Raw genomic sequence first — 25130 nt, forward strand, 5'->3', positions numbered from 1 at the left:
AATCACACATTTGGAATGGTTTGCCTAGTTCCTAAAATTCATTTTATTTTTTTGATGCAACCGATGTTTCCCATTCTCCATTACTGCCCTGAAATATAGTAGATGATACTTTTTCATTATTTTTGTTTATAAAGCCCAAAATTACGTCTTTTAAGTCTTTGTTAATTAAAATCACAGTTGGAGATGCTTTCTCATATTTCTCATTATAATATTCTTCATAAATAAGTTTTGAGATATTTTCGTCATCCTTGTAAAGCTCCGCCAACTTATCATTAAGAGTCTCAATATCACATACATAGTAATGTTCTTTATCAATATCAAAAGCCAAAGAAACTTGGGTTAAAACATCCGATTTGATTTGATTAACTTCTTCTGTAGAATCCACTCTGTTATTGGTTTGGTTAGTATAGATAGCGAATCCCGTACCAACAATTAGTATGAATATTGCAACTAAAATAAGAGAGGTCTTTTTTTTCAAATTCATCATCTCACTCTCCATTCTTTTTGTATTTTCACGTTCTCTTCCAACATTTACTATCATAAACCTGTTGGTGCTTTCCGCACAACCAGAGTGAAAATACTAGAGCAATATAACATTTATTCTATCTCTTACTTTTCCTATTTGGGAACCTTACACCGAAAATCATGTTAAGCATTGATTCTGGTGTGTTTGTTTTACTTTTTTAGTAGAGTAACATTTCTGGTTTTTGTGTGTCTAACTTACAGGGAGTAAATAACTAAAAATGGAATAAGGAGGAGATCAAACGTGAACAAGTATTTGAAAAATGGGTTCATCGGAGCACTCATTGCGTCCCTGCTGATTGCGGGAAACGCCCTGAATACAGGATCGGCTTCAGCCGCTTCTTCAACCATCGGAATTAGGATAAATAATAGTTTCGCGGATACAGATGTAGCCACCTATATTACCAATGGCACCACCATGGTTCCATTGCAAGTGGCCCAACAAATACCCGGCAGCTCGGTACAATGGAATAATTCATCCAAGACGGTCACCCTTACCCGAAATGGTGAAATCACCACCTTAGTGGCAGGACAAAAAACAGCAAAGATCGAGAATAAGGAAGTGAAATTGGAGGCGGCTTCGACCTTGAAGCAAGGGCGTGTCATGGTTCCCTTGCGTTTCATCGCGGAATCCACCGGGGCCTATGTCCTGTGGAATCCCAAACAACGGGTTGTATTCGTTGCTAAACCCAATAAAGAGCTAAAAGAACAACTCGCCTCGTCCAGCCTGGCCGAAGCCCGAACCGCAGCGCTGAAATTCCCCCGTGTTAGCTCACTGGAAGCCTTCAAAATCACTGACAATGAGGGTGGTAATCAAGAGTATTATTTCCCGGAAGGAAAAGCGGACCAATTTTTCTTGTCCGGGGGCAACGGCATCTCGTACTATGTGGTTGCAGGTAACCATAGCGAAGAAAAATGGACGGCCACCTTTAATTCAGAATCAGGTTCAAACGGCCTGTTCTTCCTGCTCCGAAAAATTACCAACCAGGACGGCGAACTCCCCAAAATAACAAGTCGCATCGTATTTTTCCACTTTATGGGCCATGTCGGAGAAGCGAATTACGGGTTTATTGAACCTAACGGGAAAGTAAGTACCTTAGGGACAAAGGGAATGGAATTAAATCAGTTTTTCGACATTCCTGAAGAAAAGAAGTCTTAAGCTTTTCCGCACACAAAGCGGGCAACGCCACTCAACTCAGGCGTTGCCCGCTTCTTATAAAGGGACTCTAACTTGAATATAGGCAAATTCGCGGTCTGTGATCATTAATGGATCATATAATCTCTTCACCTTATTGGGTGCCATGTAGCCGCCCTTCAAAAGGACGATACGATTTGTTCGGTCGGCTCGGATAAGTTTGTTTGGCTTTGATAAGTAACTGGTCTATCCCAGTGCGCGTACCGTGCTTGGGACGGCGGATAAGCTAAGTGGAATTAGTACATCTAATTTCGAGCCTTTGGTGCAATTACAGAACGTAGTTGGATAAACAGCACTTACTCAATCCGATTTCCACTAAATCCTTAATATATGGAATATTAAGTGTACTTTTTCCAACTACTTACCCGCAATACTCCATTCCGTCAGAATTAAGTGCCTTTTTTCCACCTCTTCTCTTACACCAGCCTAACTCAACACAAAATCTTCCTCACTCTACCTAAACTAGCTCTAACTTAGCACATACTCTCCCTTACTCTACCCAACCTTAGCTCTAACTTAGCACATACTCTCCCTTACTCTACCCAACCTTAGCCCTAACTTAGCACATACTCTCCCTTAGTCACCCAACCTTAGCCCTAACTTAGCACATACTCTTCCTTACTCTTCCTTACTCTTCCTTACTCTTCTTAACCCATCCCCAACTCCGCCCTTTTCCACCCTTTATCTTCCTTTATCTTCCTTTATCTTCCTTTATCTTCCTTTATCTTCCTTTATCTTCATTTATCTTCCTTTATCTTCCTTTATCTTCCTTTATCTTCCTTACTCCTCCTTACTCTTCCTTATTGTATACCAACCCCACCCTCACTCCCCTGCTCCCGCAGAAGGCGCCGTTTCCCCGGGAACCGGTTCTCCTGGCACGGGTTCGCCGGGCACAGCGGGCTCTTCTTCCCAGCGCTTGCGGATGAACAGCTGATAGAGCTTGACGGTGATGATCTTGAGCATCATATAGACCGGAATAATCACCAGAATGCCGATAATTCCGCCGAAATCGCCTCCGGCCAGGACCAGAATGATGGTCGTCAGCGGATGGATATCCATGCTTTTGCCGAAGATATAAGGGGCTACCAGGTTATCCTGAATCTGCTGCGCGACAAGCACCACTACCATGGACCAGATGGCCGTAGACGGTGACTCAATCAAGCCGAAGATGAAGATCGGCACAGTGGACAGAATCGCTCCGATAAACGGGATAAAGTTCATCAGCACAGCAACCAGCGTCAGCAATAGCGCATACGGCAGGCCGATGATCAGGAACCCGATGTACATCAGGACACCCAGCGCCAGATTGACCAGCACTCTGCCGACGATGAAGCTGCCCATTACCCCGTCGATTTCAGCAATAACCCCCGCACCCTCCTCATGATACCGCTTGGGGAAGAAGCTCACGAGCTTGTCGCCGAACTTCCCGCCCTCCTTCAGCATATAGAACAGCAGGATCGGAAAGGTAAAGAGCACAATCGCGAAATTGGAGACGAAGGAGAATAGTCCGGACACATATACCGACGCCAGCGAGAAGCCTTTGTTCAGATAGCCCATCAATTGGCTGGACAGATTCATATTCGCGGGGATCAGATTCGACAGCAGTTCACTGTTCTCCAGCTTACTCAGCTGATCGCCCACCGCCCTCAGCACACCGGGCATATTATTAGCCAGATTCAACAGCTGATTCTGCAGCGAAGGCCAGACGCCTACCGTGAATCCCAGCAGCAGAACAGCGATAACCAGGTAGACCAGCAGGATGGCTAAGGAACGGTTCAGCTTGCGCGAGGACAGGTAATCAATCAACGGACGAAGCAGATAATAGAAGAAGACGGCCAGCATCAACGGCACAATCACGACGTTGAAGAGCGAGATAATCGGGTTAAAAATAAAATTCACCAGCGAGCCTACATAGATAATGCCCAGCACCAGCAGCACTGCAACGCAAATACGGATAAATAAATTCAATTTGACCATGGTTGACTCCCGTTCCCATATTTTGAGCAGATTTTCTTTGTCCCTTAAATATAGTCGGTCATTCTTAATTCAGACTAAACTAAGTCTAAAGAAAAGCTAAAGATTCGGGATGGAGTGAACGCATGATCACCATCGAAACGGAAGTCCCGCTAGAATGAAGCTGCCGTCAGCGCAGGTTAGCCGATGGTCTCTACCACGTTGCCCTCTTGGTCTTTGATGTAGGTCTTTCTTACCTGCACCTTCAGTTCTTTGGCGGTGGACAGCCGGAATTCGCCTTCCTTGGGCTGGAGCTTCGTTTCCAGCTCCAGGATAGCCGCTTCACTCAGGCGGATACGGACGGTCTCCCCGTCCTGTACACAGCTAGTCTCTTCAGCCGGTTCCAGCAAGATCTGCAGCTTCGGGCAGGTTAACCTCAGCGGCTTCCCCTTCAGCAATCGTCCGCGCAGCAGGCTGGCTACGGACGCGGCCTGCCGAGCCCCCATGGTCAGGACCGCCGGTGCGGTGCCTAACAGATGGCCTTTTGCAGGCTCGAAGCCCAATTCATCTACATACAGGATACCCGTCTGGGACCCGTCACGCTCGATGCCCAGGCGGACTGCTTCCTTAATGGCCGGAAGCCGGAGCAGCGAATCCCGGGCAAGATCGGTGATATATGCGGGAAGCATCTCCTCGCTGGCGTGCAGGAATGAGGTCGTATTCCAGGTCATCATGGCTTCAAGTTCATCTGCTGTAATTCCCACCATCTGCAGAAATTCAACCCGTCCATTAGGCGTATCCACGGCTGGAAGCTCAGGGTCATCAATGAAAGCCAGCGCAGTCAGCCGGGTGTCCGCGCCCAGACAGATGGGTCCGTTCGCATCCAGATAATGACCAGAGGCAAAGATATTCCCGCTGGAGAATACATACCGGGCCATATTCTGGAGCAGACTGATGCCCCAACCCGGAGGCTCCTGTTCCTCTGCACTGCGGGCCAGCCGGAAGGTCAGCTCGAAGCCGTAGCCGCTATATTCGAGGTTCTCCGACTCCTTATCATACAGCTCAGAGAAACCGAAGGTTACGAAATGCCAATGCGGATAAGGCTGCTGCGCTTCATAGGCACTGATTCCGCTCAGCGGGTCTTTACCCCCCAGCCTATATGGCAGCATTGCAGCATAATGCTTCGGCTCCTGCTGTCCGTACAACCTCTTCATCTGATCTTCAATGGCATCCCAGCCGGTTGCTTCCACTTCTTCCTCGCTCATGTTCGTTCCCTCCTATGTATAGCCCGAACGTTCGTGTCCGGCCCTGAATCTCCCATTGATTACCCGTAATTCCGCTGGCATAACCAGCGCAGTATCCAGCTCAGCCCTCCCCCTATAGCCGCAGCAAAAAAACGGCAAGCTCATTCGTTGAGCTTGCCGTTTCAGTAATTAGTTTACGCCAACCAGCAGGTTTTTTCTGGCTACGCCGCTTTTGGATGCTGCCTCGGCTACAGCCATGCGGATTCTCTCTACTACTCTGGGATCAAAGGCATCGGGAATAATATAATTCTCGTGCAGCTCGGACGGATCAATCACCGAGGAAATCGCCTCTGCTGCCGCCAGCTTCATATCGTCATTGATATCCGTGGCTTCACAATCCAGCGCCCCTCTGAATATTCCCGGGAAGCACAGCACATTATTAATCTGGTTCGGATAATCGGAGCGGCCCGTCGCCATTACTCTTACATGCGGCGCAGCAATCGCGGGATCAATCTCCGGGTTCGGATTCGCCATGGCGAACACAATCGAATCTGCGGCCATGTTCAGCACATCTTCCAGCTTCAGCACATCCGGTGCAGAGACTCCGATGAAGACATCCGCGCCTTTAATGACATCGGACAGACTTCCGATTTCAAGATAAGGGTTCGTAATCTGGGCGTAATCACTCCAGTGGCTGCGCTCATAATTCGCAAGCCGGTTAATCGCGCCCTCCCGGTCCACGCCGATCAGGTTCACCGCTCCGGCATGCAGCAGCATTTTGGAGACGGAGATGCCTGCTGCACCTATGCCGTTGACTACGATTTTGACATCCTTAATATCCTTGCCGCATACCTTGAGTGCGTTCAGTAGTCCGGCAGTTACGACAATTGCCGTACCATGCTGGTCATCATGGAAGACCGGAATATCCAGCTCCGCTCTTAATCTTGCTTCAATCTCGAAACAGCGCGGAGAGGAAATATCTTCGAGATTAATGCCGCCGAAGGTCGGGGCAAGCGCTTTTACAATCGCAATGATCTCTTCCGTATCCTTGGTATCGAGACAGATCGGCACGGCATCCACATCTGCGAACTGCTTGAACAGCGCGGCTTTGCCTTCCATTACCGGCATGGCCGCCTTCGGCCCGATATCCCCAAGTCCCAGCACAGCAGTTCCGTCGGATATAACAGCTACGGTATTCTTCTTCGTTGTTAGCTCATAGGCCTGGGATTGATCGAGGGCAATCGCCTGACAGACCTTTGCCACACCCGGGGTGTAGACTTTGGACAGGTCCTCCTTGCACAGAATCGGATGCTTCAGGGTAGTCTCGAGCTTGCCGCCCTGATGCAGCAACATGATTTCTTCTAATAATTCCACAATATCTCCTCCGTTCAACTGGTTAACCGCTTGTTCAATCCTTTGACGATATCCGCACCGCTTAACCGCCCCATACAGCAATGAGCAGCGTCGCAGCAACAACGGTAATGGCTCCGCCGATACGCGTTGAGATCTGTGCGAATGGCATCAGCTCCATACGTCCTGAAGCAGACAGAATCGCCACATCGCCCGTTCCGCCGAGGCCGCCGCGGCAGCCGGTGACAATGGCCGCTTCGACCGGATACATGTTGACCCATTTGCCGGTAAAATAGCCGGTGATCGTCATCGCCACGATAACGGTAGCGCAGACAATAATATAAGGAAGCGAGATCAGGGCTGCGACATCCTTCAACGGAATGTACAGCATCCCCAGGCCGACCATGAGCGGCCAGGTTAAAGTACCGGACACAAGCTTGTAGAGCTGATAAGCGCCTTGCTCGATTTTGGACGGGAGCAGCTTGGAAATCTTCAATAATGCTGCTGTGAAGATCATCAGGATCGGACCTGGAACGCCGACAAACGGCGACAGCAAGTGTCCAGTGATGAACAATCCGCAGGCGAACAGCAGGCCCGCGCCCATCAGCAGGAAGTCCGGCTTCATACTGTCATACGTGCTGCCCGCCAGCTTCTGTCCGTCCTTCGCTTTTACCAGGACACCATTACCGGTAATGGACGGATTCTTATCAGCCATTCTTTTGAGCAGTCCCGCACCAATAATGGCAAACACGTTACCGATTACCGCCGCTGGAATCATCTGAGCCACATAAGCGCCGGACTCACCGCCAAGAATCTGCGAGAACGCGATGGACAGCGGGAGAATCCCTTCGCCGACGCCGCCGCCTATAATCGGTACGATAATGTAGAATAAGGTCCGGTGTGCGCTATAACCGAGCAGCATTCCTACGCCCAGCCCCACACCAACCGCAGCCAGCGTTCCGGCCATCATCGGGATGAAGATGCGGATGAACCCGCTGATGAGTGTGGTACGGTTCATGCCAGTAATACTTCCGGCTACCAGAATAGAGATATACAGGTAGAGGAAGTTCGACGTTTTCATCAGGGTGTTGACCGATTCGAGGACCGAAGGGTCAAGCACATTCCAGAACACCAGGAACGATGGAATCATTAATGAGAGGATGGCCGGGCCGCCGATGTTCCTCAGAACCGGAAGCTTGAAGCCCAGATCACTGAGCAGCACCCCCAGAACGATAATTACTGCAAAGCCGCCGATCATATCGTTTGGCAGTTCACCAAGTACAGATGCCGCAAAAATAATAAGTGCAAATACCACGTACAGCGGAAGCGGAATGACGCCTACTTTCAATTGCATGATCCGCTGGGCCAAGCCTTGTTCTCCTTGCTTCAGTACATGCTGCTGATCCGGTACCGAAAGCGGGGGCTGAATTGCTTTTTGCATGTTTACCTTACCTCCTTAACTCGTTTACAAATTCATCATAGCGGCTTTGTAAGCGCTTTTGTTTTTATGTAAGTAATAAAGAGGTTTTGTAAATTATTAAAGTAAGCGTTGTCACTAGGGTGGGAAGCGGTGGTGAAGTAGAGATGACGAGGGGGTGATGTATGCATGTGATGAGGAAGGGATAAGGGGTGGTGAAGAGAAGACGTATAATAAGGATTGCTAGAGTGTGGTAAAGAGATGGAGAATGACACAGAGTTGACTGGAAGGTGGTGAGGGGATGGCGAGTAACATGAGGTTGGCTTGAGGGCGGTGAGGGAATGACAAGTAACACAGGGATGACTGGAGGGCGGAACCGTTAGTGGAACAAATTTTGCTCGTCACACTTACTCCAGGAAATTCAAGGGTATTTATACACCTCATTGGCTCCTTCCACCCACTTTCCAGAAATTCAGGGGTACTTATACACTTCATTTACCCATTACGCCTACTTCCAGGTAATTCAAGTGTACTTATGCACCTCATTGGCTCATTACGCCCAATTTCAGGGAATTAAAGGGTATTTATACACTTCATTGGCTCATTACGCCCACTTCCAGGAAATTCAAGGGTATTTATACACCTCATTTACTCATCCCGCCCACTTTCAGGTAATTCAAGGGTATTTATGCTCTTCATTGGCTCCTTCCACCCACTTTCCAGAAATCCAAGGGTATTTATACACCTCATTGGCTCCTTCGCTCATCCCGCCCACTCCCGTCCTATTCGCTCCCACTAAGCAAACACAGCGTAAGCTGTGAACTTTCCTTACCGTTCCTCCGTAACTCAAAAAGCTCCGCCGCAGGGCGGCAGGAGCTTCAGCTTCCGTTAGATATACTTGGTAATCAGGGATTTACCGTTCGGGGCGAGTCTGTATTTCTGAACCGGCCTGCCGATGCTTCCGTAGACCAGATCCATCTCCAGCACGCCCATCTCCGTCAGCCCGACCAGATACTTACCGGCAGAGACCCGGGAGATGCCCGACACCGCCGAAATATCCTCCGCCGAGAATAAATCGCAATTGCAGGCCTCCACCGCCTTCCAGATCGTCTGCAGGGTCTGGCGGGTGAAGCCTTTGGCCAGCTCCTGTGAAGCGGCCGGTTCCTGCTTGAATCTGGACAGCCTGTCCAGCTCGGACTGGTTCAGCCGTTCCTGGGTGCGGAACAGCCGGTTCTGCTCCCTGTACCCCTTCAGGGCAGCCCGGAGTCTGGAGAACTCGAACGGCTTAATCAAGTAATCTACTGCTCCGTTCTGCAGCGCTTCCTGGATACTCTCCTTATCGCTTGCCGCCGAGATAACAATGACATCAATCTTGATGCCCCTTCGCCGGATCTCGGACAGAAGCTCCAGGCCGTTGCTCTCTTTCATATAGATGTCCAGCAGAATCAGGTCATAGACCCGCTCCTCCAGCATCTCCAGCACCTGTTCCCCGGAGCTGGCCCAGCCTTGGGCGCGGAAGCCTTCAACCTGCTCCAAGTAGAATTTGTTCATTTCCGACACCATCGGATCATCCTCAACGATAAGTACTTTTATCATAACGGCATATCATCACTCTTCATAGGTATCATCACTCTTCACAGGTATCATCACTTTTCATGGATTCTCATCACTCTTCGCCATATAGGGTAACTGCACAATAAAATCGGTTCCTTGACCGGCCCGGCTGAGATAGCGGATCGTCCCGCCCAGCTTGGCCACACTCCGGTGCACCAGATACAGCCCGACACCCCTGTCTTTGCCTTTAGTAGAATAGCCCTGTTCGTACAGGTGGTTCCCGTTCTCCGCAGATATGCCTGTACCGTTGTCGCTGATCTTGAGGGTAAGCAGGTTATGCTCATGCCGGAATCCAAGCTCGATCAGCTTGTTGTCCGCACCTTGGACAGCCTCCAACGCATTGTCCAGCAGGTTGCCGGCAATCGTGACCAGCTCCCGCGAGACCTCATGATCCGCAGCTTCAGGCAGCACCCCCTCCTCCAGAATGACCAGACGCACATCTGCCTCTCTGATCCGGCTGAGCTTGCCCAGCAGGAAACCGACCATCACCGGGTCTTTGACCAGCCGGACCACGGAGTCTGCTTCCGTCTGGATGCTTTGTACCATATCCGTGAGATATTCCTCCAGCCGGTCGTAGCTGCGCATATTAGTCAGGCCCATAATGACATGCAGCTTGTTCATGAATTCATGGGTCTGGGCACGCAGCGCCTCCGCATACAGGGAGATGCCCGAGAGCCGCTCCATTAGGATACTGATCTCGGTCTTGTCGCGGAACGTGGCAATAGCCCCTTCGATCATGCCGTTCACCCTTACCGGAACCACATTCACCAGTAGCGTGATCCCGCTCTGCTCCAATTCTTTATCCTGCGCGGCTTCCCCGGTATCCAGTACCTTCTCCATCCGCAGCAGGGGCCAGAACTGCTCTACCTGCCTGCCCACCGGGTCTTCGCTCAAGCCGAGGCTGCTCATCAGCCTTCGGGCCTCCGCGTTCACCAAGGTAATCCGGGATTCCTTATCTACAGCCAGGATGCCCTCCTTGGCCGATTGGAGCATCGCACTCCGCTCTTCCAGCAACTTGGCGATTTCCTCCGGCTCCATGCCGAACATCATGCGTTTGATTTTGCGTGCCAGCATGACGGCTCCGAACACCCCCATCAATCCGCCAACCAGGATCCCCCAGTAGATGATCCACCGGTTCTGCTGCACGGCTGACTGGACACTGTCCAGTGAAATCCCGACAGCTACAGCACCGATCTGTGTGCGATTCGGGCCGAATATCGGTGAGAACGCTCTCACGGAATAGCCCAGTGAGCCTTGGGCCGTAGATATTGTCTCCTTGCCATGCAGCGCTTCCGTCTCGTCGCCTCCCATGAAATGCTTGCCTATCTGGGCAGGATCGGGGTGGGAGCGGCGAATGCCTTCCATATCCATCACCACTACAAACTGGACATTATTAATCTCGCTGATCTCGGTTGCGTAATGCTGGATACTGCCGGAATCTGCCCGCTCCAGCAGACCGTCCACAACCACCGGCGTGCGCGAGAGCGTGCGGGCAATCGTGATCGCCTTGTTCTCCAGCGAGGCCTGGGCCTCACGGGAGAACTTCAGGCCGAACATGACATACACAATCAGCAGCACAACCACGACGATGCCGCAGGTCATCAGGGTGATGGCCGTCTGAAGGCGTAATCTTTTGGGGCCAATTCTCATCATGCTCCTCCCGCTCTATTCTGTAATTACCGTCCGGTTCCGCCCCCTGCTCTTCGCCAGATACAGAGCCTGATCCGCCCTCCCCAGCAGTCCCTCCAGGTCAGAGGCGTGTGAAGGATAATGGGCAATCCCCTGAGATACTGTAAGCTGTTCAGGAATCGGTGCCTTGCTCCGCTCTACGGCCTTGCGGATTCTCTCGGCAGCGCTGAAGGCTTCGGCAGGCAGGGTACGGGTCAGCAGAATGACGAACTCTTCCCCGCCATAGCGGTAACAGACATCGTCCGGGCGAAGCGAAGTCACGATCATCCGGACCACATGCTTCAGGACTTCATCGCCCAGGTGATGGCCGTGGGTATCGTTCACGAGCTTGAAGTGGTCCACATCCAGCATAACCAGCGAGAAAGGTACACCCGAAGCCATCCATTGACGGATCGTATATTCCAGTGATCTCCGGTTCATGAGACCGGTCAGAACATCCGTCGCGGCTTCCTGGGTCAACTGCTCCGTCTGCTGCTGAATGTTATCCAGGGCAAGCGATACCCCGTCGGTCAGCAAATAGGCCTCCCGGCTCCAATACCGCTTCGCTTCCTGCAATTCGATCTTTTCCGTGCCCATCCTGCTCACCACATCCGCCAGATAGACAAAAGGGCGCGCAAACTTGCGTGCCAGGAGAATAACACCCAAGAGCAGAATGATGAACGGACCCAGACAATACCAGATCAGAATACGGATATGCCCCACCAGCTCATGCTGAATTTGACTCACCGGGGAGACGACCACGATACCCCATCCATTGGCCGGTACACTGGAGTACCCTGCAAGCAGGTCAATCCCTTTGAGGTTGCGGACGGGTTGTTCCCCGCTTTGCTTGTTCAAGAGCTGCTGCACAACGGCATTACTGCTGACATCCTGGCCGATGCGCTGCTTGTCCGGGTGGTACACCAGATGACCTTCGGAATCCACAATATAATAATAAGCGCCCGAATCATCCTCTTGACCGTTGTCAAAAATCTCCGACAGAATGTTATTCTCCTGAAGATAGATGGTGCCGCTTAACATTCCGAGATAGGTACCGGCAGAACTAACAACCGGCTGGCTCAAAAACACAATTAACCGATTGGTATTGGCAGTCAGGTAAGGAGAGGATATGTAAGGTTTACGGAGCGCCAAAGCTACCTGACTATTCTTCGAGGTGATGTGCTTGCCTGCTGTGCCCAAGCTGGCCGGGGAGACATTGCGGATGAATCCGCTGGCTTCGACCATGGTGATGGAATTGAAAAAATTGCTGCTGCTCCGCATCTGATCCAGGGATTCATTCACTTGCTCCGGTGCCATGGCTTCAATATCCGACAACCTCCCCGCATTGTATTTCAAGCTGTTATGCATGGATACAAACAAGGAATCCATGGTCCGCGACATCCGGTCAGCATTGATATAATTCAAATGAAGTGTGGTCTCCATCAGGGATTGCTTCTTGGACTTATAAGAACCGATCAGGAGAATACTCGAGGTCAACAGAATCACCAGCGTCACCAGACCCGTGAGCAATGTGGTGAGACTCAGTTTTTTACTTTGACAGAACGTACTCTTTAACCCTCTATACAAAACTGTAATCCTCCTTGATACCTGACAGCCATAGTAAACCCATCATACCGCAAATGCCGATAATGTTCGACACCGGATGTATCGCAGAAGAGGTTAGGTCTGCAGAAGTTCATCCACCCGCGCTGATGCACCCTGCCAGGAAGTCATCAGGGGAAAAGCGTATTCCTCCCGTGCCCTCAGGTTCCAGGGATGAGGAATACAGAGTACCTTCCTCCCTGCCTGCACAGCGGGAAGCAGGTTATGCGGGCCGTCATCAATCAGCAGATCGAAGCCGATCAGATGCTTCCGCTTACAGGTGAAGAAATTGTCGTCCGGGATGTACGGCATGTGCTTTTGCAGCCAATTCCATTTCTCAAGCACAGTCTTCGGTACGGCTGCCGTCACAATAATGACATCATACGCGCGGTGAAGCTTCTCCATCTCTTCCACTACATATTCATCGAACAGCTCCAGCTCCTCGTACAAGCCCGGTCTTCCGAAGAACAGATCCATTGTGCTGTCCGGGTGGCGCAGGTGGTCCGTGTTCCAATCCATCATATCTTCATAGCGAAGCGGATGCGTAGGAAATTCAATGTTGTTGTGGTATATCGCACGTTTGACGAGATGGCAGATGGTATCGTCCATATCGACGGCGATGATCGGTTTATGCATTGATTCTCCTCCAATTACATTTTCATTTCATTCATTATAGGCAACCGGGGAATAGGTGTCCAGACTCGCGGGTAATATGGGACTTGACTGCAACACAAGCGGAAACGGCTTTGCCGTCCTTTTAAACATATATATTCTATATTTTGAAAAAGCACACCTCATCCTATAAAAGGAAAGGCGTGCTTTTTGTGCTTTTAATATACGGAATTACAGATTGCATCAAAGTGTATTTCAATCGTCGTTATCTGCGGGATCGCCCCTTGATCAGGTTAACTACGAACAATACCGCAGCGACAAACAGCAGCAGATGAATCACATTGCCCACGAGGTCAAAAATGAAGCCAAGCAGCCATACTACAATGACGAGTCCAATTAATCCCCACAGCATAAGCTTACCGCCTTTCTCTTCCGGGTTATTTGTCTCTATCTTACCCGCGCGAGGGAGGGTTCAAACGGAAGCCGGCAGAATGGAAGACACTTCTGGATTGCTTAATGATAAGGCAAGCTGTTATACTGTTTTTAAATAATACAGTTGTATTAAAAAAGGAGAATCATCAAACATCATGAAAAACTCATCCAGTAACCGGGCATCCGCTGGCCCCAAATTGCGGAGCAGGCTGCTAAAGCTGCTGCTTGTTCTTGTGACTCTGGCCGGGCTTATCGCAGGATCGGGATTCCTGTACGAAGCTATCGCCTCCACATCAGCCGCTAAAGACTATCCGGCACCGGGTAAGCTGGTGGATGCCGGAGGCTACAAGCTGCACATCCGGCAGCAAGGAGCCGGTGCCCCCACCATTATTATGGAAGCAGGCAGCGGTGAAACCAGCCTCTCCTGGAGAGATATTCCCGAACAATTAGCGGAAGCAGCTACCGTTGTCACTTACGACCGGGCGGGGTATGCCTGGAGTGAGCAGGCCGATACTGAACGCTCTGGAGCCCATATTGTGCGCGAACTGCATACCGCACTTAAGAATGCCGACCTTCCCGGCCCTTATCTGCTGGTCGGCCACTCCCTCGGGGGCATGTACGCCCGGCTGTTCACTCAGACTTACCCGGAGGAAGTAACCGGGCTGGTGCTGATTGATGCCAGACCCGAGAATGACGACCGGGAGACGAAGCCGATTCTGGAGGCTGAGAAGGTTGCCGGCAACCCCAGCGCTTCCCTGCTGAGTCTGCTCAAACGCTCCGGTGCGCTTCGGCTGTTCCAGGACCAGCTGCTTAAGGGACTGGTTGCGGAACAAGACCGCGGGGCATTCATTAATGTCATATCTACGCCAGAGTATTTTGCCGCCAAGGAGCAGGAAGCAGTACTGGCTGGCTCTACCGAGGATGCTATCCGTGGTCAGAACTTCGGCGCACTCCCGGTAAAAGTAATCGCCCGGGGCTTGCCCCAGGATTATGCATCCTTCGGGGTTTCCGAAGAAGCGGGCCGGCAGCTCGAAGCTATCTGGCAGGAGGGCCAGCGCAACATGCTGAATCTCTCTTCCAATAGTCAGCTTATAGTAGCTGAACGAAGCGGGCATATGATCATTCATGATCAGCCGGAGCTGGTCGTCCAGACCATTCGGAGTGTACTGGAAGGGAAGTAACTCATGGGTACATCGGCTTGATTACATTCCAGTTGGCATGCATATATGAAGTTACCGGGGAGCAGCCTTTGGGCATCAGAACACCAAGCCCATAGCTATGCTCGAATTGTACTGCATAGTATTGCATCTGAAGATCTCCCCATAAGCGGTACACGCCGAAGTCGTCTTGCATAGCCGCGATATCATGGAACAGAATAACGCCGTGATCCGCCAGCTTGGGCAGCCAGGACTCATAATCATGCTTGACCGCCTCATAGGTGTGAAGACCGTCAATATGCAGCAGATTGATGCTATGGTCCGGAAATTCATGCAGCGCCTCATCGAAGGTCATGCGAAGCATACGGGAGATTCCGGGGTAAAAGGTAGCCGATGACAATTGCACCGACTGATACAAGGATTCGTCATATAGCCCCGTATGCTTATCGCCCAGCCACGTATCGACGGCATAACATTCCGTGGGAAGTCCATGATCCTTAACCGCCTGACAGAAGGCGAAGTGGGAAGCGCCGTAATACGTCCCTAATTCTACGATCCTCCCAGGATGCATATGACGGACCAGGTCGTAAGCGAATCTGCGATGTCCTTCCCAGGCGGTATTCAGATGCGTCCCCCGCTCATCCGTCTCGAACACAGGTCTGCTGCTATTCCATACGTTCATGTATCCACCTCCTGATGAACTTCTTGATACAAGTTAGTATATTCGGACCCAGTGGATTTGGTTGCAAAAAAGCGGTACAAACCCATGCTCATTCTTCAATGAGCTTGACGTTTGTACCGCCTATCTTCCGCTATTTCAATACGCGGAATCCGCAATAATCCATAATCAGTTCACAGAACAGCATGTTCGACCAGGAGAACCAAGGCCGGGTGAAGGCGCTGGCATCATCAGCGGAGAAGCCTTCATGGGTGAAGCCTGTATCTGCATCCGTATCCTGAATTAATTGCAGTAATCGTGCTTTCTCGCTGCGTTCCGGCGAAGTAAGACCTTGCATGGACAAGGCGATATGCCAGATGTAACCCTCAGGGGTATGCGGACTGCCGATCCCTTCAGCAATCTGTCCTTTATAGTAATAAGGATTATCTTCGCTGAGGATGAACCGCCGGGTATTACTGTACACCTCATCATCCCCGTCCGTGTAGCCCAGATACGGCAGCGACAGCAGACTTGGAACATTGGCATCGTCCATGAGATTATAGTTGCCTAGACCATCGGTTTCATAAGCGTAGATTCTTCCATATACCGGATGATTATTCATCCCATGCTCCTGAATGCCCTGGTTAATCTCACCGCCCAGCTGCCGCGCGGCTGCCGCAAGTTCCTGATCTCCATAAATCTCATTTGCGATTTCTTCCAAATAACGCAGAACGACTACGGCGAACATATTAGATGGAATCAGATACCCATACTTACAGTTATCATCACTTGGACGGAAGCCCGACCAGGTCATTCCGGTATATGCCGTTTCACTGCCTTTCCCTTCTCTTGCCAGCGTGTCCGTAACCGGTGCATCCAGCCGCTGGAACGTATAAGCGGACTCTGTCTCATGCTGTTGCTCTACTCTCCATAACTTCATAATCTCATGGGCAGCCTTGCGAAAAGTCTCATCGAACTGCATGACACAGCCGCTATTTTTCCATAGCAGATAACTGAGCTGAATCGGATAAGCCAGCGAGTCAATCTCATATTTACGTTCCCAGATCCACGGGCTCATTGAAGTAAGGTCCGATTGGTGACCCTGGCCGTTCGCTTCTTCATTGAAGGCATTGGCATAAGGATCAAGCAGAATATACTTCATCTGCCGCTGGACCAGACCGGCAATCATCGCCGCCATGTTCGGGTCCTCTCCGGCAAGCAGCAGATAAGGCCGCACCTGGGCGGCGGAGTCCCGCAGCCACATAGCTGGTATATCACCTGTTATAACAAAAGTGGTGCCATCCGCCTGTTGCGAAATGGTCGTTCCAATCGTATTGATGAGGCAATCCTCGAACATTTTTGCCAGTTTGGGGGAGTTTGGCAGTTCCCCTCTGACCTTTGCGATTAGAGCATGTACTGACTTCGGAATCTCATTCTTCAGCTTCAAGGTTGTATATTGCACCTCCAAATAGTATATAAACAATTTAAACGCTTTCATCATAGTAAACAAATGATATAAATATGTCAATATAATAAATGGTATGTACGAAGATTGAAATATATGAATACTATGCTGTATTGATATGTTATTATACACATTTGATATGCAGGAAATTCTTGTAATGCTCATTATGTAACTTATTGACCTCTTTTCAGTCACACTTGAGGTAGCGTCCCCCCACGCTCGCCCCACAAACATAGGTGGGATGAGGTGCACTTCTGCTCTCTATTTCCTCGTCCCACCTACGTTTGACTAATTGAGGGGCATTTCTGCTCCCTATTCCCTCGTCCCGCCTACGTTTGACCCATTGAGGTGCACTTCTGCTCCCTATTTCCTCGTTCCATCTACGTTAGACCCATTGAGGTGCACTTCTGCTCCTTATTTCCTCGTCCGGCCTACGTTCGACCCATTGAGGTGCACTTCTGATCCTTATTCCCTCGTCCAGCCAGCTTTCAGCGGATTCAGAGGGATTTATCCCTTTGGTTTCCTAGCTCAGCCAACTTTCGGCGGATTCAGAGGGATTTATCCCTTTGGTTTCCTCGCTCAGCCAACTTCCAGCGGATTCAGAGGGATTTATCCCTTTGGTTTCCCCACTTAGCCAGCCTTCGGCGGATTCAGAGGGATTTATCCCTTTGGTTTCCACTCTCCACCAGCTTCCAGCGGATTCAGAGGGATTTATCCCTTTGATTCCCTCACTCCGCCAACTTTCGGCGGATTATGAGGGTCAGTCCTTACGGACCGGCGCTGTGGATCTGCCCTTAATTAAGGCAGCCGGTAAAAGAATACGGGAAATAGACGGTTCGTTCCCTTGCATCGCAAGCACGTTCTCGAAGGCCTGCTTGCCGATGCTGAACTGATTCTGCCGCATATGTGTGATCCGGCAACCCTCATGCGGCTCGGGATTGTCGAAGCAGATGACGGACAGGTCCTCAGGAATCCGCAGGCCGAGCTTGCCCGCCGCCTCTTCCACCATCAATGCAATGTTATATTCCGCAGCGAACAGGGCTGTGATCTGCGGATGCTTGCGGAGATGCTCCACCAGCCTGTCCACATCCTCTACGCGGGCCTGCGGGTCAAATACATTCGGCATGGTAGACGTCAGAGTCTCCATCCATAATTCACGGTTCACCAGCAGATTATGCTCCACAAAGGCAGCGAGAATACCGTCGATCCTTTCCTCTATAGCTGTTGTATTCGCCGGGGGCGGCGCCAGAAATCCGATATGCCGGTGCCCCAGCTCAAAAAGATAACGGGTAGCCTCCTGGGCTGCCTGAATATGGTCGGTACTTACAGAGGATGCCGGAATCCCCTTCAAATACCGGTCAATCATGACGAACGGGAATTTCTGTATGACCAGCTTCAGGATCTCGGCACTGAAATATTCGCCTTGCGCCGGAAAGATAATCAGCCCGTCCACCCCAAGCGCGAGCAGCTGTTGAATCGTCGTCTCTTCCAGCCCGGAAATCCCGAAAGACCGCCGGACAATAAGGAATGCGTCATTCTCCCGGGAGGCTTCTTCCATGCCGTAGATCAGTTCTGTACCGTACATATCACTGAAGTGTGTAATAACGAGTCCGATTACCCGTCTCTTACCGGAAGTCCGGGGGGCCTGCGGGAAATCAAACGGTTTCAATACTGCCGAAGCCGAAGCCGCATCGGCAACGAAGGAACCCCTGCCCGGCTGGCGAATGATCAGATGCTCATCGGCCAGCATTTTCAGCGCTTTTTTGGAAGTAATCCGGCTCACGCCGAACTCACTGCAGAGCTCTTTCTCGGAGGGAATCCGTTCTCCGGCTTTATATTCATTCTTAGTAATCCGTTCGCGCAGCGTGTGAAAAATCATCTCGTACATCGGCTTCGATCCAGTATTCTTAGCCATACCAAGCACCTCCATTACTACTTTCTCTCCAAATGTTACATCCCAATATACCATGTTATATTTGTAATGTGAAGAAAGGGTTTGCCAGGATATTTTCCGAACACCGGATAGCCTCCCGTCTCTCCAAACATAATAAGGAGACTAATGTAAGGAGGGCCCTGAGACCATGCCACAAGACAAGTTATGGATTGCCGCTTTAGGCGGAGTTCATGAGATCGGTAAAAATATGTATTTTCTGCAAGTGGGCGACGATATTATTGTCATCGACTGCGGGTCCAAATTCCCGGACGAGAGCCTGCTTGGAATTGACCTGATTATCCCGGATATCGCTTATTTACAGGACAATAAGGATAAGGTACGGGCACTGATTGTTACCCACGGGCATGAGGACCACATCGGAGGCATCCCCTATCTGCTCAAGCAGATGAACATCCCGCTCTACGCCTCCCGTCTGACGCTTGGATTAATTGAGATCAAGCTGAAGGAGCACAGGCTCCTCCGGGATGCCACGCTCCATTGTATCGACGCTGATTCCGTACTCACCTTTGGTCCGGTGACCACCAGCTTTTTCAGTACGAATCACAGTATTCCGGACTGTCTGGGTGTTGTCTTCGATACCCCTGAAGGAACGGTTGTCCACACGGGAGATTTCAAATTCGATATGACCCCGGTCAACAAGCAGTATCCGGATATCCATAGAATGGCTGAGATCGGTACAAAAGGAGTCAGGTTCCTGCTCTCGGAGAGCACGAATGCGGAGCGTCCCGGCTTCACGCCTTCCGAGCAGCTCGTCGGGGCGCATATGGAGGAAGCGTTCAAGCAGGCTGACCGCCGGATTTTTGTATCCACCTTCGCCTCCAATGTCCACCGGCTCCAGCAGGTTGTGGATGCTGCCGGACTTACCGGGCGTAAGCTTGCCCTACTGGGACGGAGTATGGTCAATGTTGTAGCCGTGTCCAAGGAGCTGGGTTATCTGAGCATCCCCGAGGGAATGCTGGTCGAGCCTGCGGAGGCTGCCAAGCTGCCGCCGCAGGAAGTAGCTGTGCTGTGCACGGGAAGCCAGGGCGAGCCTATGGCCGCATTATCCCGCCTGGCGAATTCAAGCAACCGGCAGATGGAGATTCACGCCGGCGATACCGTGCTTCTTGCGGCCAATCCTATACCAGGCAATGAACGCAATGTCTCGCGGATTGTAGACAATCTCTATATCCTCGGGGCCAAGGTTATCTACGGGTCCCGCAGCGAGCTGCATGTGTCCGGCCACGGCAGCCAGGAGGAATTGAAGCTGATGCTGACCTTAATGAAACCGGAGTATTTCATCCCCATTCACGGCGAATACCGGATGCTGCACCATCACCGCTTGCTGGCGGAAGCTGTCGGGGTGCAGGGAGACCAGATTTTTCTGTTAAAAAACGGGGATCTGGTGGAATCGGCAGGCGGCGTGGTCCGGCAATCGGGAAGGGTAGCAGCCGGACAGATCTTCGTGGATGGCCTGGGAATTGGCGATATCGGCAATGTAGTGCTGCGGGACCGCCGCCAGTTGTCAGCAGACGGGGTTCTAATTACCGTGATTACCCTTAGCCAGGCCGACGGGCGGCTGCTGAATGAGCCGGATACGCTCTCCCGCGGGTTCGTCTATGTCCGCAATTCAGACACCCTGATGGATGAGATCAACCAGCTCGTCAAGGCCACCCTTCTTAAGATGAGCAGAGCGGATCTGGAGCAGTGGAATATTATCAAGCAGACGCTTAAGGATTCCTTGAGCAAGTTCCTGTATGACAAAACAAAACGCCGTCCGATGATTCTTCCGATCATTATTGAAGTGTAATTCCGCAACAAGAAGGCCCGCGATCATTCGCGGGCCTTCTAAATGAATGAGGACCTTCTACCCGCTAAATTAGGCGAATAACGCTAAGAAAGGCACTGGTTCCAGCTCTCCCATTACGAGTAGATATAGTTAGGGTTGCGTTAGAAGTATTGACAACGGATAGGACGCTTCCTGCTGCAAGATTTCGAATATATTCCCCTCCAATTTGATAAGCGTTACTACCACTAGGTACAATTGTGTAGAACTCGCCCCCAGGAATAACCGTTCCATTTACGGCAACAGCCCACGCTATTATTTGTACTGATACTGCTGTGGTGACCTGAAAAGCAATCCGGTAAGTTCCCGCTGTAGCAATCGTAAGCGAAGTATTGGCATCTGTTACAGTAATATCCGAGGTTCCTATACCAGGAAGATTAAATATAACCTTACCTCTATTCGCAACAGTAACATTTCTTTGATTCGAAATGACATAACGATAAGAGGAAGGAAAACCAAATCCGGTTACACCCGGCTTGCCGATTGGGCCGGTTACGCCTGTCACTCCTGTCAGCCCTCTCACACCTCTGAGTCCCCTCACACCTGTAGGTCCCACTACACCTGTGGGTCCCCTCGTACCTGTCGGACCGGTGGCACCCGTTGGACCGGTTACACCAGTGGGGCCAGTGTGGCCAGTGGGACCAGCGGTTCCCGTTGGGCCGGTTACACCGGTTGGCCCCGTCACCCCTTTAGCACCTGTCATCCCTGTAGCACCCGTCAGACCTCTAGCCCCCGTCACACCGGTAGCCCCCGTCACACCGGCAGCCCCCGTCACTCCGGTAGCCCCCGTCACTCCGGTTGGGCCGATTACACCGGTCGGGCCGGTTACACCGGTCGGGCCCGTCACTCCGGTTGGGCCGGTTACACCGGTAGCCCCCGTCACACCGGTAGCCCCCGTCACACCGGTCGGGCCCGTCACTCCGGTTGGGCCGGTCACACCGGTAGCCCCCGTCACACCGGTAGCCCCCGTCACACCGGTAGCCCCCGTCACACCGGTAGCCCCCGTCACACCGGTAGCCCAAGTCACACCAGTCGGGCCGGTCACACCGGTCGGGCCAGTTACACCGGTGGGTCCTGTCACACCCGTCGGTCCCGTCACACCGGTCGGGCCGGTCACACCTGTGGGTCCCGTCACACCGGTCGGACCCGTCATGCCTGCCCAGCCGGTTACACCCGTGGGGCCCGTCATACCCGTGGGTCCCGCCACTCCTGTGGGTCCTGTCACACCTGCCAGGCCGGTCACACCCGTTGGACCTTTTAGCCCCGTGGGGCCGGTCATCCCCGTTGGTCCCGTCACACCTGTCGGCCCCCTGACACCCGTGAGTCCCCTAACACCCGTGGGACCCGTTACACCGGTCGGACCGGTTACACCCGCCCGGCCGGTTACACCTTTGGGGCCGGTTATCCCTGTGGGACCCGTTACACCTGCCCGGCCGGTCACACCCGTTGCTCCTGTTACACCGGCTGGACCGGTTAACCCAATCGGACCGGCTACTCCTGTGGGACCCGTTACCCCCTTCTCCCCGGTGGCTCCTACCCCAACAGGCCCTGTTGCCCCTTGCTCGCCGATCGGAAGCCATCCGCCAGGATACGTTAGACCGCCGTCCTGACTGCTGCGGTAATACAGCGCAGGGTTGGAAATATACAGCTGCTGGACATAATTATCTACACGGGACACATAAATAGTCCATACCGATGGGTGTTCCACCTGTGGCCCGTCTGGCGGTGCAGGACCCGTGGGACTGTCTGAACTGTAGACACCCGGCTGATTATACAGCGCCAGTCGATTGCCCGACGGATCTTCATTGAGGGGGAAGACCCCGTTATCTGCGTTCAGAATGATATCGCCGGTCTGACCATTGACACTGAACACACCTCCGGCGAAGCCTGTTGGCCCCGTGGGACCTGTGGGACCAAGGATCGTTGGAATACCAGCTGCGATAAGCATCTTCGAATCCAGCATAATCTCTTGACGGAAAACGGTGTCCAACATAGCTTGTACATTGCTGTTAACCTGAAGCACCTCTGGCAATGTAGCAGGAGTTGAACCGGGAAGCGTGCCCAAAGCGAACTGGATCTTCTCTCCTTCGGCATTGATGATATGTGCCAGACCCAACTCCTCCATGGCGATTGATGAGAACAACAAATTCAATACATCGGCCCGCGACAAGGAGAGGGCCGGAGTAATATTGGGTATATTGGGATTGGACATGGTAAGGCCTCCTTTAGCTTCTCAACCAATTCTGATTACACTCAGGAAACCATTGTCTTCACCAACATTAGCCCCTGATATCCTTTGCACTGTAGTCGCGGTATTCGTTAGAGTAAGCTTATCACCAGCATTTAAGCGGATAAGATATTCTCCTCCTATCTGATAATTGTCGCCGGTACTGAAATATCTGTGAAATTCACCGTTGGGAATAGGAGTGGCATTGACCGAAACTGTCCATCTTTTGAGTGGAATAGATTGATTCGCTATCGTTAATTGAAAGACAACTAAATAATCGCCGGCTGTATTAACCGTTACTGTGGATTGGCCATCGAATGCGATATCAGACGTCCCTGCACCAAGAACGTTGAATACAACATTATCATTAGGATTTATGGGAACATTACCGGCAGTTGTAGAAATGTACCTATACGAGGAAGCGAATCCTACTCCTGCTGAACCAGTTGAACCAGTGTGACCGTTTGGACCCCTCAGACCTGTCGGACCGGTTGGACCGGTTACACCTGTCGGGCCTATTACACCTGTCGCCCCCCTTACACCTGTCGCACCCCTAACGCCTGTCGGACCCTTCATACCGGTCGGGCCCGTCACACCGGTCGGCCCCGTCACGCCAGTAGGACCGGTCACGCCGGTTGGACCGGTTACTCCCGCCCGGCCCATTATCCCTGCCCGGCCCGTTCCACCAGTCGGGCCTGTCATGCCAGTAGGACCGGTCACACCGGTCGGACCGGTTACGCCCGTTGGGCCGGTGACACCCGTTGGCCCGGTGACACCCGCTACTCCCGTTACGCCCGCCCGACCCTTCACCCCGGTCGGGCCGGTGACACCAGTGGGACCGGTAGCACCTGCCCTACCAGTGATACCCGTTGGTCCTGTCACACCTGTTAGGCCGGTCATGCCGGTCACACCGGTCGGGCCGGTCGGGCCGGTTATACCCGCCACTCCGGTTATACCCGTTGGACCCGTTATACCCGCCACTCCGGTTATACCAGTCACGCCAGTTACACCTGCCCAGCCACTGACACCAGCCCGGCCGCTCACTCCCGCCAGACCTGTTACACCTGCCCGGCCCGTCACACCTGACCGGCCCGTCACACCTGCCTGACCCTGGACACCTGCCAGGCCGCGTACACCCGTCAGTCCCTTCACACCCGTAGGACCTGTCACACCTGTCGGTCCGCTCAAGCCTGCCCGGCCTGTCGGACCTGTAAGCCCCCTACCACCTGCCCGGCCCGTTACACCTGTCATCCCAGTCACACCTGCCGGACCATTCACACCTGCCCGGCCGCGTACACCCGTTGAACCCGCCAGACCAGTGGGTCCCTGCGCTCCGGTAAGCCCACTAGCGCCGCCCGGACCGGTTACACCCCTTGGCCCCGTCATACCTGCCGGGCCGCTAATACCTGTTAGCCCCCTTGGACCCGTAGGTCCCGGCGCTCCGGTGAGTCCTGTAGCGCCCCCCGGACCTGTGATACCTGAGTTCCCTCTCACTCCTCTAGGTCCTGTAGCCCCTGTACCCGTCGGACCCGTCGGGCCTCTTTCGCCAATTTCTATCCATAGCGACCAGGTAATCCCCGAATCCTGACTGTTGCGGTAGTACAAATGCGGGTTGGATATATAGAGCTGCTGGACAAAGTTACCAACCCGTGACACATAAAGAGTCCATACGGATGGGTGCTCCACCAGCGGACTGTCCGGCGGTGAAGGGCCTGCGGGATTATCTGAACTATACACGCCCGGCTGATTGTAATGCGTCAGACGATTGCCCGATGGCTCATCATTGAACGGGAGAACCCCGATCTCTGCGCTCAGAATGACATCGCCGGTCTGACCATTTACACTTAGAACACCACTCGCCGCCCCGGTAGGTCCTGCTGGTCCTGTAGGTCCAACCAAGGAGGGAACGCCCGAGGCCGTTCTCAGCTTGGAATCAAGTATGATTTCCTGGTGGAAGATTGTATCAAGCATCGCCTGACTACTGCTGTTGACATCTAAGACTTGTTCAAGCGTCGCAGGTGTGGCTCCCGGAAGGGTCCCTAGGACAAACTGAATTTTCTCACCTTCAGCGTTGATGATATGAGCAAGCCCTAGCTCTTCCATCGCAATGGATGAAAACAACAAGTTCAATACATCATCCCGCGACAATGTGATGGTTGGTGAGATATTGGGAAGATTAGGATTCGACATGTTAATGCCCCCTTACATTTGAAATCGCAGACGGAAATATCCCTT

Annotated in this window: 18 protein-coding genes; 3 read left to right on the forward strand and 15 right to left on the reverse strand. The window is 52.2% G+C overall.

Annotated elements, in window-relative coordinates; translation table 11 throughout:
• Nucleotides 1-43: 43 nt before the first annotated feature.
• On the reverse strand, nt 44-499 hold the full coding sequence (locus KDC22_RS22805) for a hypothetical protein (protein ID WP_211720427.1): 456 nt from the start codon (nt 497-499) through the stop codon (nt 44-46).
• A 267-nt stretch (nt 500-766) separates the two neighbouring features.
• Between KDC22_RS22805 and KDC22_RS22810 the strand changes: the two genes are divergently transcribed.
• Nucleotides 767-1681, forward strand: coding sequence for a copper amine oxidase N-terminal domain-containing protein (locus KDC22_RS22810; RefSeq protein ID WP_211720428.1), 915 nt, complete (start codon nt 767-769; stop codon nt 1679-1681).
• An 858-nt stretch (nt 1682-2539) separates the two neighbouring features.
• Here KDC22_RS22810 and KDC22_RS22815 read toward each other — a convergent pair.
• From KDC22_RS22815 to KDC22_RS22855, 9 genes are all read right to left on the reverse strand, one after another.
• Nucleotides 2540-3694, reverse strand: a complete 1155-nt coding sequence (locus KDC22_RS22815; RefSeq protein WP_211720429.1) for an AI-2E family transporter — start codon at nt 3692-3694, stop codon at nt 2540-2542.
• Nucleotides 3695-3870: 176 nt separating this feature from the next.
• On the reverse strand, nt 3871-4935 hold the full coding sequence (locus KDC22_RS22820; protein ID WP_211720430.1) for a suppressor of fused domain protein: 1065 nt from the start codon (nt 4933-4935) through the stop codon (nt 3871-3873).
• A 168-nt stretch (nt 4936-5103) separates the two neighbouring features.
• Nucleotides 5104-6267, reverse strand: a complete 1164-nt coding sequence (locus KDC22_RS22825; protein ID WP_246553767.1) for an NAD(P)-dependent malic enzyme — start codon at nt 6265-6267, stop codon at nt 5104-5106.
• An 82-nt stretch (nt 6268-6349) separates the two neighbouring features.
• Complete coding sequence (locus KDC22_RS22830; protein ID WP_211720432.1) at nt 6350-7705, reverse strand: 2-hydroxycarboxylate transporter family protein; 1356 nt, start codon at nt 7703-7705, stop codon at nt 6350-6352.
• 864 nt (nt 7706-8569) lie between these two features.
• Nucleotides 8570-9277: a response regulator gene (locus KDC22_RS22835; protein WP_211720433.1), complete on the reverse strand. Its 708-nt coding sequence runs from the start codon at nt 9275-9277 to the stop codon at nt 8570-8572.
• Nucleotides 9278-9334: 57 nt separating this feature from the next.
• Entirely contained in the window at nt 9335-10948 is a 1614-nt protein-coding gene (dcuS, locus tag KDC22_RS22840) for a DcuS/MalK family sensor histidine kinase (protein ID WP_425516964.1), read from the reverse strand.
• A gap of 12 nt (nt 10949-10960) precedes the next feature.
• Nucleotides 10961-12550 (reverse strand): sensor domain-containing diguanylate cyclase, encoded by a 1590-nt coding sequence (locus KDC22_RS22845; RefSeq protein ID WP_211720434.1) that lies wholly within the window; start codon nt 12548-12550, stop codon nt 10961-10963.
• 93 nt (nt 12551-12643) lie between these two features.
• Nucleotides 12644-13201: a 5' nucleotidase, NT5C type gene (locus KDC22_RS22850; RefSeq protein ID WP_211720435.1), complete on the reverse strand. Its 558-nt coding sequence runs from the start codon at nt 13199-13201 to the stop codon at nt 12644-12646.
• Nucleotides 13202-13442: 241 nt separating this feature from the next.
• Nucleotides 13443-13589 (reverse strand): lmo0937 family membrane protein, encoded by a 147-nt coding sequence (locus tag KDC22_RS22855; RefSeq protein ID WP_211720436.1) that lies wholly within the window; start codon nt 13587-13589, stop codon nt 13443-13445.
• A gap of 175 nt (nt 13590-13764) precedes the next feature.
• On the opposite strand from KDC22_RS22855, the gene KDC22_RS22860 reads away from it, so the two are divergent.
• The gene (locus KDC22_RS22860) at nt 13765-14790 is read left to right on the forward strand and encodes an alpha/beta fold hydrolase (RefSeq protein WP_211720437.1); all 1026 of its coding nucleotides are present in this window, start codon (nt 13765-13767) and stop codon (nt 14788-14790) included.
• A gap of 1 nt (nt 14791) precedes the next feature.
• Here KDC22_RS22860 and KDC22_RS22865 read toward each other — a convergent pair whose 3' ends face one another.
• The 3 genes from KDC22_RS22865 to KDC22_RS22875 all read right to left on the reverse strand — a co-directional run bounded on the left by KDC22_RS22865 (nt 14792) and on the right by KDC22_RS22875 (nt 18804).
• Nucleotides 14792-15448 (reverse strand): class I SAM-dependent methyltransferase, encoded by a 657-nt coding sequence (locus KDC22_RS22865; RefSeq protein ID WP_211720438.1) that lies wholly within the window; start codon nt 15446-15448, stop codon nt 14792-14794.
• A 130-nt stretch (nt 15449-15578) separates the two neighbouring features.
• On the reverse strand, nt 15579-16871 hold the full coding sequence (locus KDC22_RS22870; protein WP_246552874.1) for a glycoside hydrolase family 125 protein: 1293 nt from the start codon (nt 16869-16871) through the stop codon (nt 15579-15581).
• Nucleotides 16872-17649: 778 nt separating this feature from the next.
• A complete protein-coding gene (locus KDC22_RS22875) occupies nt 17650-18804 on the reverse strand; it encodes a GntR family transcriptional regulator (protein ID WP_246552876.1) in 1155 nt (384 codons plus the stop codon).
• A 166-nt stretch (nt 18805-18970) separates the two neighbouring features.
• Here KDC22_RS22875 and KDC22_RS22880 point away from each other — a divergent pair, with 166 nt between their 5' ends.
• Nucleotides 18971-20632 carry a ribonuclease J gene (locus KDC22_RS22880; RefSeq protein ID WP_211720440.1) on the forward strand — a complete coding sequence of 554 codons (1662 nt, stop codon included), beginning with the start codon at nt 18971-18973 and terminating at the stop codon, nt 20630-20632.
• A 64-nt stretch (nt 20633-20696) separates the two neighbouring features.
• Here KDC22_RS22880 and KDC22_RS33785 read toward each other — a convergent pair whose 3' ends face one another.
• Together KDC22_RS33785 and KDC22_RS33790 are read right to left on the reverse strand one after the other, a co-directional pair.
• The gene (locus KDC22_RS33785; protein WP_211720441.1) at nt 20697-22880 is read right to left on the reverse strand and encodes an alpha-helical endospore appendage domain-containing protein; all 2184 of its coding nucleotides are present in this window, start codon (nt 22878-22880) and stop codon (nt 20697-20699) included.
• Nucleotides 22881-22901: 21 nt separating this feature from the next.
• Nucleotides 22902-25085, reverse strand: coding sequence for a collagen-like protein (locus KDC22_RS33790; RefSeq protein ID WP_211720442.1), 2184 nt, complete (start codon nt 25083-25085; stop codon nt 22902-22904).
• Nucleotides 25086-25130: the final 45 nt, after the last annotated feature.

The organism is Paenibacillus tritici, assembly GCF_018207515.1.
Classification (GTDB): domain Bacteria; phylum Bacillota; class Bacilli; order Paenibacillales; family Paenibacillaceae; genus Paenibacillus_AQ; species Paenibacillus_AQ tritici.